An 18,318-nucleotide genomic window follows, 5' to 3' on the forward strand; every position below is an offset into this window, starting at 1 on the left:
TGTGGTTTTGTTGTCCTAGGGGTAGAATATCTTGTAGGTTAAAATATTTAAGTCAGGAAGTTAAACATGTCAAATAATTTTTTAAAAGGAACTGCTATTCTAACACTTGGATTATTTCTGTCAAAAATATTAGGGGTTATTTATATTATCCCATTCTATTCGATGGTCGGAGAAGACAATATTGGTCTATATCAATATGCATATATTCCATATAATCTTATGCTAGCTGTTGCGATTTCAGGAGCGCCTTTAGCTTTTTCAAAATATGTTTCTAAATATAATTCATTAGGAGACTATCAGACTGGCAGACGACTATTGAAGTCTGGACTTTTCGCAATGATGGTCACTGGATTTATTTCATTTCTATTCTTATATTTCTTCGCTGAACCATTGGCAAAGATATTCATTAGTGAGAAGGAGAAAATATTTACAGTTGCTGATGTGGCAGATGTCATTCGATGGGTGAGCTTTGCTCTGATTGTTGTACCTTTTATGAGTTTAATAAGAGGGTTTTTCCAAGGATATAGTTTTATGATGCCTACTGCTGTCTCTCAATTGATTGAACAAATCGTGCGTATTTTATTTCTATTAGCTGGGGCTTACCTAGTATTAACCATATTTAATGGGACACCTAAATTAGCGATTCAAGTAGCTGTATTATCTGCGTTTATAGGTGCACTTGGTGGACTTGTTGTCCTTTATTATTACTGGCGTAAAAAGAAACCAGAATATAATCTATTACTACAGGGGTCTACCACTTCACACGATGTTAAATTGACTGATATGTATAAAGAGATTCTTGTTTATGCAGTGCCAGTTGTCTTTTTAGGCGTAGCCAATCCATTGTTTCAATTTGTTGATTTACTGACATTTAATCGAGCAATGATTGACTCGGAACAAGCAACTAAATCAAGTGTTTATCTAAGTATATTGAATTTGCAATCTCATAAATTAGTGATGATTCCCGTTATGCTTGCTACGGGGTTTTCAATGGCTTTAATTCCATTGGTTACTAAATACTTTACACTTAATGAACATAAACAATTGTCTAACACTCTGGATAAAACCTTCCAAATGCTTTGCTTTTTAACACTTCCTGCAGTAATTGGAATGACGGTTTTAGCAAGCGAATTATATCACTTATTTTATGAACAAAGTTTAATAGGTTCTGATATTCTTGCTCATTATTTACCAGTTGCAATTCTGTTTAGTTTATTCCCAGTAACTGCTGCAATTTTACAAGGAATCAATCAGCAGAAATGGATTATACTAAACTTACTCATTGGGTTATTGATTAAATTAGCGTTAAATACACCACTAATTGGCATGTGGGAAACAAATGGCGCTATTGCAGCGACGATCATCGGTTACAGTGTCGCAATTTTTATGAATTTCGCGGTTTTAGTTATCACTCAAAATTATCGTTCTAAGCTATTAGTTCGAAGAATTATTCTGATTACATTGATAAATGTAGCGATGCTAATTGTGGTTGTAATTGTTCGTATGTTATTGCTTCAAATTATGCCAGCAGAATCCAAATTTGGAGCTCTTCTTATCATTTTGATTGTGGGTACTATCGGCGGATTAGTTTATGGTGCAATTGGAATTCGTTTAGGGATCGCACAAAAGTTATTTGGCGAGCGTTTAACGAAATACACGAAAAAATTAGGTCTTTAAGGTGGTTCTATTATGAGATTAGATAAATTACTTTCTAATATGGGCTACGGCTCAAGGAAAGAAGTAAAAATCTTATTAAAATCAAAAGCGGTTGAAGTAAATGGCGTTTTTGCGAAAGATGTATCTATGCATGTCGATTCGAATACTGATCAAATTATAGTATTTGGTGAAAAAGTGATTTATACAGAATTTATTTACTTAATGATGAATAAACCACCCGGAGTTATTTCGGCTACGGAAGATAAATATGACCAAACTGTCATTGATTTACTTGATCCATTAGCGCAGCACTTTAAGCCTTTTCCGGTGGGACGTTTAGATAAAGACACGGAAGGGCTGTTAATTCTAACGAATAATGGCCACTTGTCACATCAGTTGTTATCTCCGAAAAAACATGTACCGAAACTATATTTTGCTGTGATTGAAGGTAAAGTAACTGAAGATGATGTGAAGAAGTTTAAAGAAGGTGTAACTTTGGAAGATGGTTATTTTACCAAACCAGGTAAACTTACTATATTATTAAGCGGAGAAGTGTCTGAAATTGAGTTAACAATAATGGAGGGTAAGTTCCATCAAGTGAAACGAATGTTTGAATCCGTTGGGAAGAAAGTGACATATTTAAAACGTATGTCGATGGGGTCACTAAGATTGGATGAAACACTTGAGCTTGGGGATTATCGCCATTTAACTGAGGAAGAATTAGAGACATTACAAAAAAAAGAATGACCGAGATTTCTCGGTCATTCTTTTTTATTGAAGTGCGTGTTCAAATGTTTGAACAATATCTAAGATGTCATTTTCACACGTTTGCTCGTCGTTGTCCAACTGCCACGACTCGGACTGCTGACCAAGTCATTAAAGGCTAACACGTTCAAATCTCTTTGGACGGTGCGAGGAGTGATGCCGAACTCATCGACTAAATCTTGTGTCGTTACAATTCCGTGATCTCGGATGAACATATACACATCTTTAATCCGATTAAGCATCCGATCAGTAGTTGGTTTCATTTGTTGAACCACACTCCTTCATCTTATGTTCTCTTGGCTAAGACTAGCGGACGACATTGAGTCATTAGAAGACTCGGTTGATTAAATAGAGTGCCGTAAACAGCCCCTTTTCTAATTGTTCATCAGACTACTGTTGTCTGACAATTCAATTATAAAATAAATTACTCATCTTATCTAGCATAATATCTAACTTTTACAGAGAATTTACAAAAGCGTCATAAAAAATACGAAAATTCACTCTATATATATGTTAGAAAATTAAGAAAATGATGTTTGCCCCTATGATTTTTTTTTGAAAGGTGTAGAATAGCTTTATGAAAGTGGCAGGAGGAATTTACACGTGATTAATTGGTTGGACGAAGCGAAAAAGAAACAACCTGAGCTTTTAAAAGAGCTTCAGCAACTTATTCAAATTCCAAGTGTTTTGGATGAAGAGCATACCTCGAGTTCACAGCCGTTTGGTCCTGAACCACTTAAAGCACTAGAGTGGATACTTAAAAAAGGTCAGGATGCTGGAATGATCGTAAAAAACGTAGATAATATGGCTGGTCATATTGAAATGGGAGAAGGAGACGAACTTCTTGGTATTTTAGGTCATGTTGATGTTGTTCCTGCTGGCAAAGGGTGGACGTACCCACCTTTTGAAGGGCATATTGAAAATAATCGCTTATATGGAAGAGGCACCATTGATGACAAAGGTCCAACGATGGCTGCTTGGATGGCCATGAAAATGGTCAAAGAAGCGGGAATTCCTTTAAACAAGCGAGTGCGATTAATTATCGGCACAGATGAAGAGAGCGGTTTTCGTTGTGTGAAACGCTACTTTGAAAAAGAAGAAATGCCACATATCGCCTTTGCTCCAGATGCAGATTTTCCGATAATAAACGCGGAAAAAGGTATTGCCACCTTGCGCTTTACAACAACAAAACTAGAACAAGAGGAGCAACTGCAATCATTTCAATCAGGCACTCGAACCAATATGGTCCCTGACTTAGCAACAGCGGTTATTCATATAAATCATGCATCAATTGAAAAAGAATTCGAGCAATTTACGAAACAACATAAACTTCAAGGTTCAATAAAAATTAATGAAAACGAGATTTTTCTTACCATAAAAGGTAAGTCTGCACATGCGATGGAACCGAACGATGGTGTTAATGCAGGTATCTATTTAGCTGAATTCTTAAAAGACATTGTTACTACATCAGGTTCGAAAGCATATGTAGAGTTTGTGTCCTCGTCTTTTTTCAATGATTCAAGAGGTCAAGTATTGGCTCTTAACTATCATGACGAAATATCTGGAGAGACAACATTAAATGCAGGAATTCTTACTTTTGACCCGAAAATAGGTGGAACAATTGATGTTAGCATTCGATACTCTGTTTCATATAATTTTGATAAATATTTAACGAAGTGTCAGACAGCTTTAAGAAAAAACATTATTTCTGTGGATGTAATATCCAATTCAAGTCCACATTATATTGAGGAGTCAGATGAACTGATTCAAAGCTTGTCTCGTGTATATGAGCGTCAAACCGGAGAAAAAGCAACGCTGCTGTCAATTGGTGGTGGAACATATGCACGTGTACTTAAAAAAGGTGTAGCTTTTGGCATGTTATTCCCAGGGGAAAAGGATGTAGCCCATCAAGTGGATGAGTTTGTTGATATACAGAATTTAACAAAAGCAGTAGCGATTTACGCGGATGCGATTTGCGAACTCGCTTCAAAAAAATCATAGAGAGAAGGATTTACAATGACTTGGGTATTATGGAATGATCGATTAGTAAAAGATGGAGACATTCAATTGTCGAAAGAAGACCGTGGCTATCAATTTGGAGATGGTATTTACGAAGTAATTCGTGTATATAACGGTAGCATGTTTACGGCAACAGAACATATTGATCGTTTCTACGAAAGTGCTGATAAAATAAAGATAGTCATTCCATATACAAAAGACGTTTTTCATAAAATGGTTTACGATCTTATTGAAGCGAATGAAGTCACATCTGGTCAAGTTTATATACAAATTACTCGTGGAGCAACGCCTCGTCAACATCAGTTCCCAACGAACACCGTGGAGGCAGTTCTTACGGCATATACGAAAGAGTTGCAACGTCCTGTCTCAGAAATGACGAATGGTGTATCAGTCAAAACAGTTGAGGATATCCGATGGTTGCGCTGTGATATAAAGAGTTTGAACTTATTAGGAAGTGTATTAGCGAAACAGGAAGCGTATGAAGACGGTTGTTTCGAAGCTCTTTTACATAGAGGAGATTCGATTACAGAAGGGTCTTCCACTAATATGTACGGTATAAAAGACGGTGTACTATACACACATCCTGCTACAAACTTAATATTAAATGGCATTACTCGACGTGTTATTTTAGCTTGCTGTGAAGAGATTGGATTACCGGTAGTTGAAGAACCTATGTCTCTTGCCTCTGTGTTTTTAAATGAAGAATTCTTTATGTCTTCGACAACTTCAGAAATAATACCAGTCATCATGATTAATGGACGTAAGCTCGGAAAGGGTTTACCAGGAGACTGGACCCAGAAATTACAAACAGCATTTGAAGCAAAAATTAATCAAGCTATATATGCTTAAATTTGACTCCTCTACCTTGGTAGAGGGGTATTTTTTAAATATTTATTCCTGTAAACTGAAATGTATAATTAAGGTGGTGGAATGCATGCAACATTATTTTATCGGTATTAAATTACCTAAAGATTTAGCACAGCAACTTGTTGATCTAAGAAAAGGTTGGCATTTAGAACGGTCACACAAAAGACTTCCGGTAGCCGAAGATTTACATATAACTTTGCTATATTTAGGAGCAGTTGAATCTGATTTGTTGAAACAATTACTAAGTCAGTTAGATTCTCTCTCCCAAAAATTTTCGCCAATTGATATCACACTTAACGGGGTATCTATATTCGGGAATCCTTTGACTCCTCGAGTAGTTTACACAGCAATAGAAGAACAACTAAGCTTGCAACTATTACAAAAGGCCGTTTTGGAAAAGTGCCTGGCACTTTTTTTACAAGTAGACAAAAAGCCGTTTGTTCCACATATTACGCTAGCTAAAAAGTGGAGTGGACAGCATGAGATGTTTCTAAAAGTAATGGACATCGAAAAACAGTCATTCTCTATAACTGATTTCTCGGTATATGCCATTAATCCGAGGGAAACACCATCTTATCAAGCAATTCATACGATTATTTTAAGTGGTTCAACTTAATGAAGACAACGTTTATTGTGAATCCTGCAGCAGGGGATGGTAAATCCCTAAAACGATGGGAGAAGTTTAAAAAAGATCTAAATTTCCCTTACGAATTATATATGACTACTAGACCTAAACATGCCACAGAATTAGCGCAAATGTGTGTGCAAAGTGGTGAACCCCAATTGATTTTTGCATTTGGTGGAGATGGAACTGTTCACGAAGTAATTGAAGGTGTTCTTAGTTGTCCTAATTGCATAATAGGCGTCATCGGAGCAGGCTCAGCTAATGACTTTGCACGAGGGTTTCAATCGTTTCAACATGCAACAGAAGTAAATCAATATGTACAATCCGACAGTAAAACGCTTAAAATGGATATTGGCAATGTGATTACCCGAAGTGAAAACTATACATTTGTTAATAATGCTGGAATTGGTTTTGATGCATATGTTGCATATCAAGTGAATAAATCACCCGTGAAAAAGTTTCTAAATAAGTTCAGTTTAGGCAAGCTTGCTTACACATTCTTTGTCATGAAGACGTTGGCAACATTTAAAAACTTCACATTAACAGTAGAAACACCTACTAACTGTCAGATATTCGAGGAAGTATGGTTTTCGACTATAAGCAATCAGCCTTATTTCGGCGGTGGAATGAAAATTTCTCCACAGTCTAACCCGGCAGATGGAGAGATTGAAATAACTGTAGTTCATCATTTATCACGCCTAAAACTCATGCTACTATTTGTATCAGTCTTTTATGGTAAACATACTTCATTCAAAGAAGTTCATCAAATCACGTCCACCTCGTTTAGACTAACAACGAATGAATCCATGTACCGTCACACCGACGGAGAATATGCGAATAAAACGACACCACTTGTTGCAGACGAGTTTTCAGTTCAATCAAAAAAATGGCGAATTACAAATTTAATATGAACTTGACGATAGGCAGAAATTCTATGATAATTTGTAATTGAAAAGCATGTATGAAAGAAGGAATAAAGTAATGAGATTACGTAATAAACCTTGGGCAGAAGATTTTATCACTGCACACCCACATATTGTCATTCCAAATCCACAAGATTATAGAGGAAATTGGGGAGAAGTCTTTCAAAATAATAACCCACTACATATCGAAGTTGGAACTGGTAGAGGCCAATTTGTAACGGAAATGGCAAGAGCAAATCCTGGTATTAATTATTTGGGAATCGAGTTATATGATAGTGTCATAGTGTCAGCTCTAGAAAATGCTATTAAAGCTGGCTTGCCAAACTTAAAATTATTAAAAGTTAATGGCGAACATTCGGCCAAGTTTTTTCAGAAGAACGATGTAAGCCGAGTTTATTTGAATTTCTCAGATCCATGGCCAAAAATTCGACATGCTAGAAGAAGGCTGTCACACGAGAATTTTTTGAAATTGTACGAGTCGTTCCTGATTGATAACGGAGAAGTTCATTTTAAGACAGATAATCGTGAGCTTTTTGAATTTTCTTTAATAAGCATGTCTGAATATGGCATGTTATTAAAATATCTATCGTTAGATTTACATGTAAATCAACCAAAGGATAACATCATGACAGAATATGAAGAAAAATTTTCTGCAAAAGGACACCCGATTTATCGTCTAGAATCTCAATTTGTTACTAAATAGAGAAGCAAAATTGAAATCTTAAGGACTTTGTCAAGAGATTAAAATAGTGTTTTTTTGTTACACTAAAAATATTACATAAAGGAGGGTACAAAATGGATCAATATACATTTCACGACATGAAGTTAAGCTGGTTAAATGGAGGATTTACATTATTAGATGGCGGTGCAATGTTTGGTGTTGTTCCAAAAGCTTTATGGTCAAAAAAATATCCTGTCAATGAATTAAATCAAATTGAATGTAGTACAGACCCAATTTTGATTCAATTTGAAGGTAAGAATTTATTAATTGATACAGGTGTGGGCTTTAACAAAATGAATGAAAAGCAGCTAAGAAATAATGGGATAAAAGAACAATCACATCTTGACGATTCATTAGCCTTTTTAGGGTTACTTACAGAGGACATAGACTTTGTTCTTATGACACATATGCATTCTGATCATGCAAGTGGTTTGACTAAGTGGGAAAATGACAATCTCGTATCATCATTTCCTAATGCGAAAATCTTTGTATCTGCAATTGAATGGGATGAAATCAGAAATCCTAACATTCGATCAAGAAATACATATTGGAAAGAAAATTGGGAAGCTATCCAAACCCAAGTAGTAACATTTGAAGAAGAATTAGAAGTATTACCAGGTATTCGAATGATTCATACTGGGGGACATAGTGATGGCCACAGTATTATTAGGTTAGAACAAAATGGAGAAACACTTATTCATATGTCAGATATAATGCCTACTCATGCTCATCAAAATCCACTGTGGGTCTTGGCATATGATGATTACCCAATGACATCTATTTTCGCAAAAGAGAAAATAATGGCTGAAGCACTAGCGAATGGTTATTCATTTATTTTCTATCACGATGCTCATTACCGTTTAATTAAATGGGATCAGACAGGAAAAGAAATTATTAATAAACTTGAACGCACGAGAATATAAGTGCTGTTTTAATGTATAAAATCATATAATATTGACAATTCTAATTGTTGAAACAGCATGGTAGAAATGATAACTAAACCATTAACATGGGTCTATAAATCAAAAAAACAGCAATAAAAAAGCGATCCCATTAATCGGGATCGTTTTCATTTTAAAGTTTAATTAATTCAACAACAGTTCCTGTTCGTGCATCAGCAAAGAACTCGAATTGTTCTATCTCTCCTTCACGGACTCGTGAAATGCCTCCACGATAAACATCCGATGAAATGGCTTGACGGGTAAAAGGTTCTGTTTTCATATAAATCCAAGAACCATCAATCAATCCTTCCGATTTAAAGGATTCTTTAATGCCGTGTAAAACAAGTTCTGCTGGTTTCGTTGGATCGATACGATGTGCAACTTCACGAATTAAAAATCCTGCTGCAATGCCGGTAGAAAAACCAATAATCAAATCTTTCGTCTTCATTAAAATGCCTCCTAATACAATATTTTATTTAAGTTTACCATAAGTTGTTTAAACAGACTAAAAACAATTCGACAGTCGAAATAAAAGATGGAAATGTTCTGAAAAATCAACTATAATAGGATAGACTTTTACATACATAGGGGGATATACAATTGAACTCAGAAACACTTCAATTATTTAAAACATTAACTGAACTTCCTGGAGCTCCTGGTAATGAACATTTTATGAGAAAGTTTATGAGAAGTGAACTAGAAAAATACTCTGATGAAATCGTTCAAGACCATTTAGGTGGTATTTTCGGATTAAAAAAAGGTGACGATCAAGGACCTAGAATTATGGTAGCTGGTCATATGGATGAAGTTGGTTTTATGGTGACACAAATCACTGAAAACGGCATGCTGCGATTCCAACCGTTAGGTGGTTGGTGGAGCCAAGTTTTACTAGCACAACGCGTTGAAATCATAACAGACAATGGACCTGTAATAGGGGTTATTGGATCGATTCCACCTCATTTACTGAGTGATGAAGTTCGAAACAAACCAATGGACATTAAAAACATGCTTATTGATATTGGTGCTGATGATTTAGTCGATGCAAAGAAAATCGGTATTCGACCAGGTCAACAGATTGTTCCTATCTGTCCATTCACCCCAATGGCAAATAATAAAAAAATATTAGCAAAAGCTTGGGATAACCGCTATGGCTGTGGCCTAGCAATCGAACTGTTAAAAGAACTAAAAGATGAAAAATTACCAAACACTTTGTATTCAGGTGCCAATGTTATGGAAGAAGTAGGCTTGAGAGGTGCTCAAACAGCTGCAACTTTAATAAATCCAGATTTATTTTTCGCCCTAGATGCAAGCCCAGCGAATGATATGTCAGGTTCAAAAACAGAATTCGGTCAATTAGGTGAAGGTACATTACTCCGTATTTTTGATCGTTCGATGATTACACATCGTGGAATGCGTGAGTTTGTATTAGATACTGCTGAAACAAATAATATCCCATACCAATATTTCATTTCTCAAGGTGGAACAGATGCAGGACGCGTCCACATGACAAATGAAGGAGTTCCAAGTGCTGTTGTCGGTATTTGCTCTCGCTACATTCACACAGCCGGCTCTATCATCCATACAGATGACTACGCAGCCGCAAAAGAATTAATTGTAAAATTGGTTCGCTCAGCTGATAAAACAACACTTGAAACAATTCGTCAAAATGTTTAAAAAAGTGCCTTAAATGGCGCTTTTTTCACAAAATAAGAAAGTATATAAATTTAGTGAGCCATGAATCCAGTATTCCGAGTAATTTAAGGTGTAGATTCTAGTATGATACCGCTGATTTGCGCCCCAGGCGGACGCTTTCCACGGGGCGGGCGGAGAGCCTCCTCAGGCCATCACGATGTTGGTCACAAAGGCGTTGTTAAATGATGTGACGTTCTTAGCCTTTGTTCCACCTAGCGCTCCACTGCGGGGTCTCACTTGTCCCGCTAATCCCTTAGGAAAGAATAGAATCAAATTGTCTTTGGTCCTGTTCTTTGCGACGAAGCTAGCGTAGCGATGCATCGCACTTTCATGTTTCGAAGTTAGCGCAGCGGTGCAGAAACAGAAGCAGATGTTTTTCGCCGCCTTCCGCTTCGATCAAGTAAATGTTTTCGAATTGATCATAAAAGAAAAGACCACTTAAAATTTTTAGAAATAGTGTAGAAGAAGTATACCTGTTAGCTGTGTATCGCTCAAGATTTCAAATAATTGTCACTAAAAATAGAATTCATTGCAATGATGGATAAATTCACACTAGTTGATTGAAGCGCAGATGGCTACTTCTGCGGGAAAAGCTTAAGCTGAAGGCCCCGCAGGAAAGACGCTGGCCAAAAGTCAGTGTCTTTGCGACGAGTAACCGCAGGAGCACATGTTTTTACAGTGACGAGGAGACTGAAGCTAAACCCGCGAAAAGCGTCCACCGTAGCGGAAATAAACGGGTTTCTATAGTTACCCTTCTTAAGGACCGGGCGTACTTTGCCCGGTTTTTCTTATTCAGGGTTTTTAGCACCACCACCTAAATTATTTTGAGGAGGTTCTTATGAAAGTTGCAATCGGAACTGAAAATCAAGCAAAAGGTCATGCTGTTCAAAATATATGTCATTTATATTTTGAAGATGTGGAATTCATCTCGCTAAATGTTCCTTCAAACGTATCTGAACAACCCATTGGAGACGAAGAAACTTTACAAGGTGCAAAGAATCGAGCGAGCATTGCTTTCATGAAAACTCAAGTTGATTTATCTTTCGGGCTTGAAGGAGGAGTTAAAGAATTAGATGGACAACTTTATATATGCAACTGGGGAGTACTCTATACAAAAATAGGACAACAGTATATAGCAGGTGGTGCTCAAATTCCTTTACCGCTAGGAGTGGGTCATGCCATCCGAAACGGTGAAGAATTAGGACCAGTAATGGATCGTTACACAAAGAGAATTGGAATACGTCATCACGAAGGGGCAGTGGGAGTATTGACTAACGGATTTGTGAAGCGGGGAGAGATGTTCGAACACGTTGTCAAACTCTTACTAGGTCAATATTTCAAAGAAAACCCTATCAGAGAAATGACTTAAGTTGCAAGGATAAGGGAACCATATTAAAATAGACACAGTACTTACATGGAATGGAGGGTAAACCATGAGCCGAAACTGGTTGCGAATTGCTATCGCACCATTCATAGTAATCACTTTAGTTGCTTGTTCTGATTCTGCTGAAGAACAGACAGGAGAAGGAATTAAAGTAGCCAAAGAGCTATTTCAAAATGAGCCAGTTGAACCGAACGAACAAATAAAAAGTGTTGAATTATTTGTTCCTGGTGGTTTTTCTATACAAGAAGATTCGGATGATACGAATATCATCTTGAATAGTAAAAGTGATTTATATGTTTTATTTATTAACCCGAATGAAGAACAAGATAGCCATTTGTTTTATGACCTGTTAAACGCTGAAAAGAAAAATGGTATCTACGCTTTAGAAACTTTTGAGCAAAATGGTCGCTTTGGATTCATAGCTGTTTTACCATCAGGTGATGAGCAGTTTGAAATTATGGCTAGCATAGGTGGCTTGAAATTGACGACAATCTCTAAAAAAGCTAATATTTATAAAAACATTGAACAAATGATGAAAATTGTTCGTTCTGTTAAAATCGACGCATAGGGGAGAGTTTAGATTGAGAGACTTACAATCAGTTGAAGAGTTTCAAGCTTTAAAAGTAGCAGAAGACGTGGTGTTTTTATTTACAGCTGCCTGGTGTCCGGATTGTCACTTTATCGATCCTTTTATGCCTGAAGTTGAAGAGAAACTTGAATCTTTTACATTTGTTTCTGTTAATCGCGATCAATTTATTGATATATGTGCAGAACATGAGATTTACGGAATTCCGAGTTTTCTAGTATATAAAAACGGTATTGAAGCAGGACGCTTTGTCAGTAAAGATCGAAAAACTCAAGAAGAAATCGAACAATTCTTACTGAAATTATAAATATTTATTTGAAAAGTTATACCAAATTGAATGAGTAACTTAGATATTGTCACAACAAGTAACCAAAAAACATAATAAATGTTCTCATAATTTGAGTACTTTAAATAAAGGCTACCAAGGAATGCAAAAAAAAAAGAGCGGTTCCGCCCAAAAGGTGAGAACCGTCTCCTTTTGTTAGGGATGTGAAATTTTGAACTCAAAGCAATTAGTTGAACTATTAAAGCAGAAGCTTACTAATCCTGCATTTACATGGCAACATGACGAAAAAACAGATCGTGTAAGACTGCATCATAAGGTTCTAAATAAAGGAATGGAAATATCACTTCCTGAAATATTATCAAAATATGAAATGAAAAAAGATAAAGCAATTAACGAAGTGGTTTATACAATTAGCCAAACATTTGAAGCTATGGAACAAGAAACACAAGGTTTAGACCGATCAACCTCACATATTTACCCTGTCATTCGTTCTACATCTTTTCCTGTAAAATCGAATGAAGGACACGATTTAGTAGTAACAGACCATACTGCTGAAACACGTATTTTCTATGCATTAGATCTTGGAAATACGTACCGATTACTGGATGTAAATATGTTAATTGAAATGAATGTAACAGATTCAGAAGTTAAAGAAGCAGCGAGGTTTCAAATAAGAAAACTTTCAACAGATTTGAAAGAAGATCATGTAGCTGGTAATATTTTTTATTTTCTAAATGCAAACGATGGATATGACGCCACTCGTATATTAAATGAACAATTTTTAAAAGACATGCAAACTAAAATTGAAGGGGATATGACGTTATCCGTTCCCCATCAAGATGTATTAATTATTGGAGATATTAGAAATGAAGCAGGATATGATGTACTGGCACAATTAACAATGCATTTCTTTACAACAGGTAAAGTTCCAATTACTTCCTTATCATTTATTTATGAAGATGGGGACTTGGAACCAATATTTATTATGGCGAAAAATCGATTGCAAAAGGAGAACAAAGATAAATGAATATTTTTTACAATATGAAAGGTGTAGGGGACGTACTTTTGGTTCAACTCACTACAACTACAGTTGAAGAAGTAGAAACACAATCTAAAGGTGACATTACACTTATTAAGGATTCTAAAACAGGTGAAGTGGCAGCATTTAACGTCTTTAATGCTAGTAATCATTTAGAATTAAAAGAACAAGGCTCTGTTAAAGTGACGAAAGAAATCGTTGCGACTTTGCAATTATTAATTAATAATAGCGAATTGGACCTTGTATTAGAGGTTGATTTTACACCTAAATTTGTAGTGGGATATGTTTTATCTAAAGAACAACATCCAAATGCAGATAAATTAAACATCTGCAAAGTCGATGTTGTTGAAGAAACACTCCAAATCGTTTGTGGAGCTCCTAATGTAGAAGTCGGGCAAAAAGTGGTTGTAGCTAAGGTAGGTGCTATTATGCCATCTGGTTTAGTTATACGTGATGCAGAACTTCGTGGCATTGCCTCTAGTGGGATGATTTGTTCGGCTAAAGAACTAGCTTTACCAGATGCACCAACAGAAAAAGGTATTTTAGTATTAGATCAAAGTGCTGAAATAGGTTCAGCTTTCAAAGCATAAACTAGGTAAAACTCTGTGTACTCAAGAATTTAGGTACACAGAGTTTTTTTATCCGTTTGAATTGAATCTCAAACCTGTTAAAATGGAAACATTGATATGAAAAGAGGGTTTGAAGTGAATTGGTTGACAACAGCATTTAATAAATTATTTTCTAATGAACAACAGGACAAACAAGATGATCTAGATAAAAATGAGCTACCAACATATAAACAGTCGAAAACACCGTTTCGATTTCCCCTTATTAGCGATAAAGAGAAAGATCAATTAGTAGATGACGAATTAGAGGAAACTCAACAAGAAGAAGAGTTCATGCCTTTATATATGCATAAACAATGGCAGCAACAACGGGAGAATGCAATTGTTCATCATGCAACGAAGCCAAATATGGACAAATCTAGTAAAAAAATAGTAGAACCCAAAGCTAAACCTAAAGTAAGAGAAAGCTATCAAGAAGTAAAACCAAGAATAACAAAAGTGCCTGTTCAGTCTAAAAAGTTCATACCATCAGACGTTCCATCTCCAATTCATGGCTTCACTCGAACAAAAATATCACCTATTAATGAATTGTTAGCAAAAAAGAATTCAGATGAAGTTGTTGCAACAGTTGAAAGTAGCATAAGCCCAAGTGAATCTGCTATTTTCAAGCCAAGCGAACCAACCATTCAAACTTCAAGTGAACCAATTACAATTAAGCCAAGAGAACCAGACATTCAAACTTTAAATGAATCAATTACAATCAAGCCAAGCGAACCAGACATTCAAACTTTAAATGAATCAATTTCAATTAAGCCAAGAGAACCAGACATTCAAACTTTAAATGAATCAATTACAATCAAGCCAAGCGAACCAGACATTCAAACTTTAAATGAACCAATTACAATCAAGCCAAGCGAACCAGACATTCAAACTTTAAATGAACCAATTACAATCAAGCCAAGCGAACCAGACATTCAAACTTTAAATGAATCAATTACAATCAAGCCAAGTGAATTAGTCACATTGAAGGAACAAAACATAGCAGAACATGTAGTGAGTCAAGATTTTCATGGGAAAGTTGATGTTGAACCTAATAGCACCATTGAGAATGAGAAATCTGTTGCTTCATTACAAATAGCTGAAATTCAAGCACCTGAAATAAAAAAGAAATCACTCCCATTTAATGTTTTAATGTTAAATTCAGATAAAGAAAAATATAATAAAAAGAAAGTCCAAACGGCTACCCCCGATGCGGTTACTCAAGTGCGTCCTGCAAAGACAATTGTTGAACCAATTATTGAGTCAAATGAAGAAAAGTTAACGGTCATTCAAAATGTTCAAGTTGACCCAGTATTGGACGATTTACAGTCTGGTTACGTCTTTCCTGAAAACAGTTATTTAGTACCGCCTGAAGAGAAGACTCAAGATTATGAATGGATGCAAATGCAAGCAGATCGCTTAATTGAATCGTTATCCTACTTCCAAGTGAAAGCGGATATTGTGAACATGGTTCAAGGTCCCGCTGTAACTCAATTTGAAATGACAGTAGGACAAGGAACAAAAGTAAGTAAAATTCGTAATTTAGCAGATGATTTAAAATTAGCACTGGCAGCTAAAGATATTCGGATTCAAGCCCCTATTCCTGGGAAAAGTTCAATTGGAATAGAAATACCAAATCAAACATCGAGACCAGTAAGATTATCAGAAGTTGTAGGTAGTTCTAATTTTAAGGACTCTGATTCTCCACTTGAAGCAGCTCTTGGATTAGATTTAACTGGAAAACCTGTAACTATTGATTTGCGCAAAATGCCACATGGGTTAATTGCAGGAGCTACTGGGTCAGGTAAATCAGTATGCATTAATTCAATATTAATTAGCTTATTGTATAAGGCAACGCCGAAAGAATTAAATTTATTGTTGATTGATCCAAAAATGGTGGAATTAGCTCCTTTTAACCATATTCCTCATCTTGTAAGCCCAGTTATTACAGACGTAAAGGCAGCTACTGCTGCACTTAAATGGGCAGTTGAAGAAATGGAACGAAGATATCAGCTGTTTGCTCATACTGGCGTGCGTGATATTTCTCGATATAATGCCATGGCAGAAGAGAAGAGACAATTTGCTCAGAAACTGCCATATTTGTTAATCGTTATTGATGAGTTAGCTGATTTAATGATGATGGCTCCAACTGAAGTGGAAGAATCTATTTGTAGGATTGCTCAAAAAGCTCGTGCCTGTGGAATTCATTTAATCGTGGCTACACAGCGCCCTTCTGTAGATGTCATTACGGGTCTTATTAAAGCGAATATCCCAACTCGAATCGCATTTTCAGTTTCATCTCAAATCGATTCTCGAACAATTCTTGATGGCCAAGGTGCAGAACGATTACTTGGAAGAGGCGATATGTTGTACTTAGGAAATGGGATGTCTGCACCTATTCGTTTACAAGGTACTTATGTAACAGATGAAGAAATGGAAGAGATTATTGATCACGCACGTAGTCAAGGTGAACCTTCTTATTTATTTGAACAAGAGGAGCTAGTTCGTCGTTTAGAAGTTGCTGAAGATCAAGATGAGTTGTTTGAAGAAGCATGTCGTTTTATTTTAGAGCAAGGCTCAGCTTCGACTTCATTACTACAAAGGAAATTCCATATGGGATACAACCGTGCTGCAAGACTAGTTGATTTAATGGAACAACATGGTTATGTTTCAGAATCAAGAGGAAGCAAAGCGCGTGAAGTCTTTATTACAGAAAATGATTTACAACAACTTTTTAATTAATAATTTTATTAACGTTTAAAGTGGTAAAAAATGTAATAAAGTAATTGCGAGAAAATTAGTTCATTTCTATGCTAGATTAAATGATGATATAATCGGGTAAGGAAGTATATATATAAGTACAGGCACCTTTCCCAGGAGGATTAAACAAATGACAGTGTTTCATTTTACAGGAATAAAAGGATCAGGCATGAGCTCACTTGCACAGATCTTGCATGATTCAGGAAATCAAGTACAGGGCTCTGACATAGATAAACATTTCTTTACAGAAGACCCTTTACGTAAATTAGGAATCTCAATTTTGCCATTTGATGCAAATAATATTCAAAAGGGTATGACCGTTATCGCTGGTAATGCGTATCGAGATGATCATGAAGAATTAACTCGTGCAAATGAATTAGGTGTTGATGTTATTCGCTATCACAAGTTTTTAGGTAATTTAATGGGTCAGTTTATATCAGTAGGAATTACAGGGTCTCACGGTAAAACATCGACTACTGGATTAATGTCACATATCTTAAGTGGCTTTGCGCCAACTTCATACTTGATTGGAGATGGCACAGGACACGGTGAATCACAAGCGGAGTACTTTGCATTTGAAGCATGTGAATACCGTCGGCACTTTTTAGCTTACCATCCTGACTATATGATTATGACAAATATTGATTTTGATCATCCTGATTATTTTAAAGGTATTGATGATGTTGTCGATGCATTTCAATCAATGGCATTACAAGTAAATAAAGCTATTTTCGCTTGTGGTGATGATGTACATCTTCAAAAAATTCAAGCGAATGTTCCGGTAGTTTTTTACGGGTTTGGCTCAGAAAATGACTTTGAGGCACGTAATGTGGTAAAAAACACTTTAGGTTCTACCTTTGATGTGTTTGTACGCAATGAATTTTATCATACATTCGAGATACCTTTATTCGGAGATCATGCCGTTTTAAATGCAATGGCTGTAATTTCTTTGAGTAGTTATGAGGGTATTCCAGCTGATGTTATTCACCAACAATTACTATCATTTGGTGGTGTTAAACGCCGTTTTACTGAAAGAATTAAAGGTGATAAGATTTTAATTGATGATTATGCCCATCATCCAACTGAAATTAAAGCAACGCTTCAATCAGCTCGTCAAAAATATCCAGAGCGTAATATTATTGCGATTTTTCAACCACATACATTTTCACGTACACGAACATTTTTAAATGAATTTGCTGAAAGCTTAGAAATTGCTGATTTTGTCTATCTATGTGATATTTTCGGCTCGGCACGTGAGAACGCAGGAGATTTAACTATCCAAGATTTATGTGATTTAATTGAGAATTGTGTTATTCTAAAAACAGAAGAAATTGATGTTTTACTTGAATATGAAAATGCTGTTTATTTATTCATGGGGGCTGGGGATGTTCAAAAATTCCAGGCTGCATTTGAAAAAATAATATAAGTTAATAAAAACTCTAGTTAATA

The 18,318-nt window shown here is 35.9% G+C and carries 18 protein-coding genes; 16 read left to right on the forward strand and 2 right to left on the reverse strand.

Features of this window, described 5'->3' with window-relative positions; all coding sequences use genetic code 11:
* Positions 1–66 precede the first annotated feature (66 nt).
* Both E2636_RS05575 and E2636_RS05580 read left to right on the forward strand, forming a co-directional pair.
* On the forward strand, positions 67–1,677 hold the full coding sequence (locus tag E2636_RS05575; protein ID WP_134209317.1) for a putative polysaccharide biosynthesis protein: 1,611 nt from the start codon (positions 67–69) through the stop codon (positions 1,675–1,677).
* A gap of 12 nt (positions 1,678–1,689) precedes the next feature.
* The gene (locus tag E2636_RS05580) at positions 1,690–2,403 is read left to right on the forward strand and encodes a pseudouridine synthase (protein ID WP_134209318.1); all 714 of its coding nucleotides are present in this window, start codon (positions 1,690–1,692) and stop codon (positions 2,401–2,403) included.
* Between the two features lie 59 nt (positions 2,404–2,462).
* On the opposite strand, the gene E2636_RS05585 is transcribed toward E2636_RS05580, so the two are convergent.
* A complete protein-coding gene (locus E2636_RS05585; RefSeq protein ID WP_017379971.1) occupies positions 2,463–2,684 on the reverse strand; it encodes a DeoR family transcriptional regulator in 222 nt (73 codons plus the stop codon).
* A 340-nt stretch (positions 2,685–3,024) separates the two neighbouring features.
* Between E2636_RS05585 and pepV the strand changes: the two genes are divergently transcribed.
* The 6 genes from pepV to E2636_RS05615 all read left to right on the forward strand — a co-directional run bounded on the left by pepV (position 3,025) and on the right by E2636_RS05615 (position 8,499).
* Complete coding sequence (pepV, locus tag E2636_RS05590) at positions 3,025–4,422, forward strand: dipeptidase PepV (protein WP_208324169.1); 1,398 nt, start codon at positions 3,025–3,027, stop codon at positions 4,420–4,422.
* 15 nt (positions 4,423–4,437) lie between these two features.
* Complete coding sequence (dat, locus tag E2636_RS05595; RefSeq protein ID WP_134209319.1) at positions 4,438–5,289, forward strand: D-amino-acid transaminase; 852 nt, start codon at positions 4,438–4,440, stop codon at positions 5,287–5,289.
* Between the two features lie 85 nt (positions 5,290–5,374).
* Positions 5,375–5,923 carry an RNA 2',3'-cyclic phosphodiesterase gene (thpR, locus tag E2636_RS05600; RefSeq protein ID WP_134209320.1) on the forward strand — a complete coding sequence of 183 codons (549 nt, stop codon included), beginning with the start codon at positions 5,375–5,377 and terminating at the stop codon, positions 5,921–5,923.
* Entirely contained in the window at positions 5,923–6,843 is a 921-nt protein-coding gene (locus E2636_RS05605) for a diacylglycerol/lipid kinase family protein (protein WP_134209321.1), read from the forward strand. The genes thpR and E2636_RS05605 overlap by 1 nt, the downstream gene beginning before the upstream one ends.
* Before the next feature lie 70 nt (positions 6,844–6,913).
* Entirely contained in the window at positions 6,914–7,558 is a 645-nt protein-coding gene (gene trmB, locus E2636_RS05610) for a tRNA (guanosine(46)-N7)-methyltransferase TrmB (protein ID WP_134209322.1), read from the forward strand.
* A 92-nt stretch (positions 7,559–7,650) separates the two neighbouring features.
* The gene (locus E2636_RS05615; RefSeq protein WP_134209323.1) at positions 7,651–8,499 is read left to right on the forward strand and encodes a YtnP family quorum-quenching lactonase; all 849 of its coding nucleotides are present in this window, start codon (positions 7,651–7,653) and stop codon (positions 8,497–8,499) included.
* A 151-nt stretch (positions 8,500–8,650) separates the two neighbouring features.
* Here the strand turns inward: E2636_RS05615 and E2636_RS05620 are convergent, their stop codons facing one another.
* Entirely contained in the window at positions 8,651–8,965 is a 315-nt protein-coding gene (locus E2636_RS05620) for a hypothetical protein (RefSeq protein ID WP_134209324.1), read from the reverse strand.
* A 152-nt stretch (positions 8,966–9,117) separates the two neighbouring features.
* Between E2636_RS05620 and E2636_RS05625 the strand changes: the two genes are divergently transcribed.
* The 8 genes from E2636_RS05625 (at position 9,118) to murC (ending at position 18,295) form a co-directional block, all read left to right on the forward strand.
* On the forward strand, positions 9,118–10,191 hold the full coding sequence (locus E2636_RS05625) for a M42 family metallopeptidase (RefSeq protein ID WP_134209325.1): 1,074 nt from the start codon (positions 9,118–9,120) through the stop codon (positions 10,189–10,191).
* A gap of 856 nt (positions 10,192–11,047) precedes the next feature.
* Entirely contained in the window at positions 11,048–11,578 is a 531-nt protein-coding gene (locus E2636_RS05635) for a DUF84 family protein (RefSeq protein ID WP_134209327.1), read from the forward strand.
* A 64-nt stretch (positions 11,579–11,642) separates the two neighbouring features.
* Complete coding sequence (locus tag E2636_RS05640) at positions 11,643–12,161, forward strand: hypothetical protein (RefSeq protein ID WP_134209328.1); 519 nt, start codon at positions 11,643–11,645, stop codon at positions 12,159–12,161.
* Positions 12,162–12,174: 13 nt separating this feature from the next.
* A complete protein-coding gene (locus E2636_RS05645; protein ID WP_134209329.1) occupies positions 12,175–12,486 on the forward strand; it encodes a thioredoxin family protein in 312 nt (103 codons plus the stop codon).
* Positions 12,487–12,676: 190 nt separating this feature from the next.
* Positions 12,677–13,492, forward strand: coding sequence for a DUF1444 family protein (locus E2636_RS05650; RefSeq protein WP_134209330.1), 816 nt, complete (start codon positions 12,677–12,679; stop codon positions 13,490–13,492).
* The gene (gene ytpR / locus E2636_RS05655) at positions 13,489–14,094 is read left to right on the forward strand and encodes a YtpR family tRNA-binding protein (protein WP_134209331.1); all 606 of its coding nucleotides are present in this window, start codon (positions 13,489–13,491) and stop codon (positions 14,092–14,094) included. The genes E2636_RS05650 and ytpR overlap by 4 nt, the downstream gene beginning before the upstream one ends.
* 114 nt (positions 14,095–14,208) lie before the next feature.
* Positions 14,209–16,851, forward strand: a complete 2,643-nt coding sequence (locus E2636_RS05660; protein ID WP_134209332.1) for a DNA translocase FtsK — start codon at positions 14,209–14,211, stop codon at positions 16,849–16,851.
* Between the two features lie 148 nt (positions 16,852–16,999).
* Entirely contained in the window at positions 17,000–18,295 is a 1,296-nt protein-coding gene (gene murC / locus E2636_RS05665; RefSeq protein WP_134209333.1) for a UDP-N-acetylmuramate--L-alanine ligase, read from the forward strand.
* Positions 18,296–18,318 lie beyond the last annotated feature (23 nt).

It is taken from the genome of Paenisporosarcina antarctica, assembly GCF_004367585.1.
GTDB classification, from domain to species: domain Bacteria; phylum Bacillota; class Bacilli; order Bacillales_A; family Planococcaceae; genus Paenisporosarcina; species Paenisporosarcina antarctica.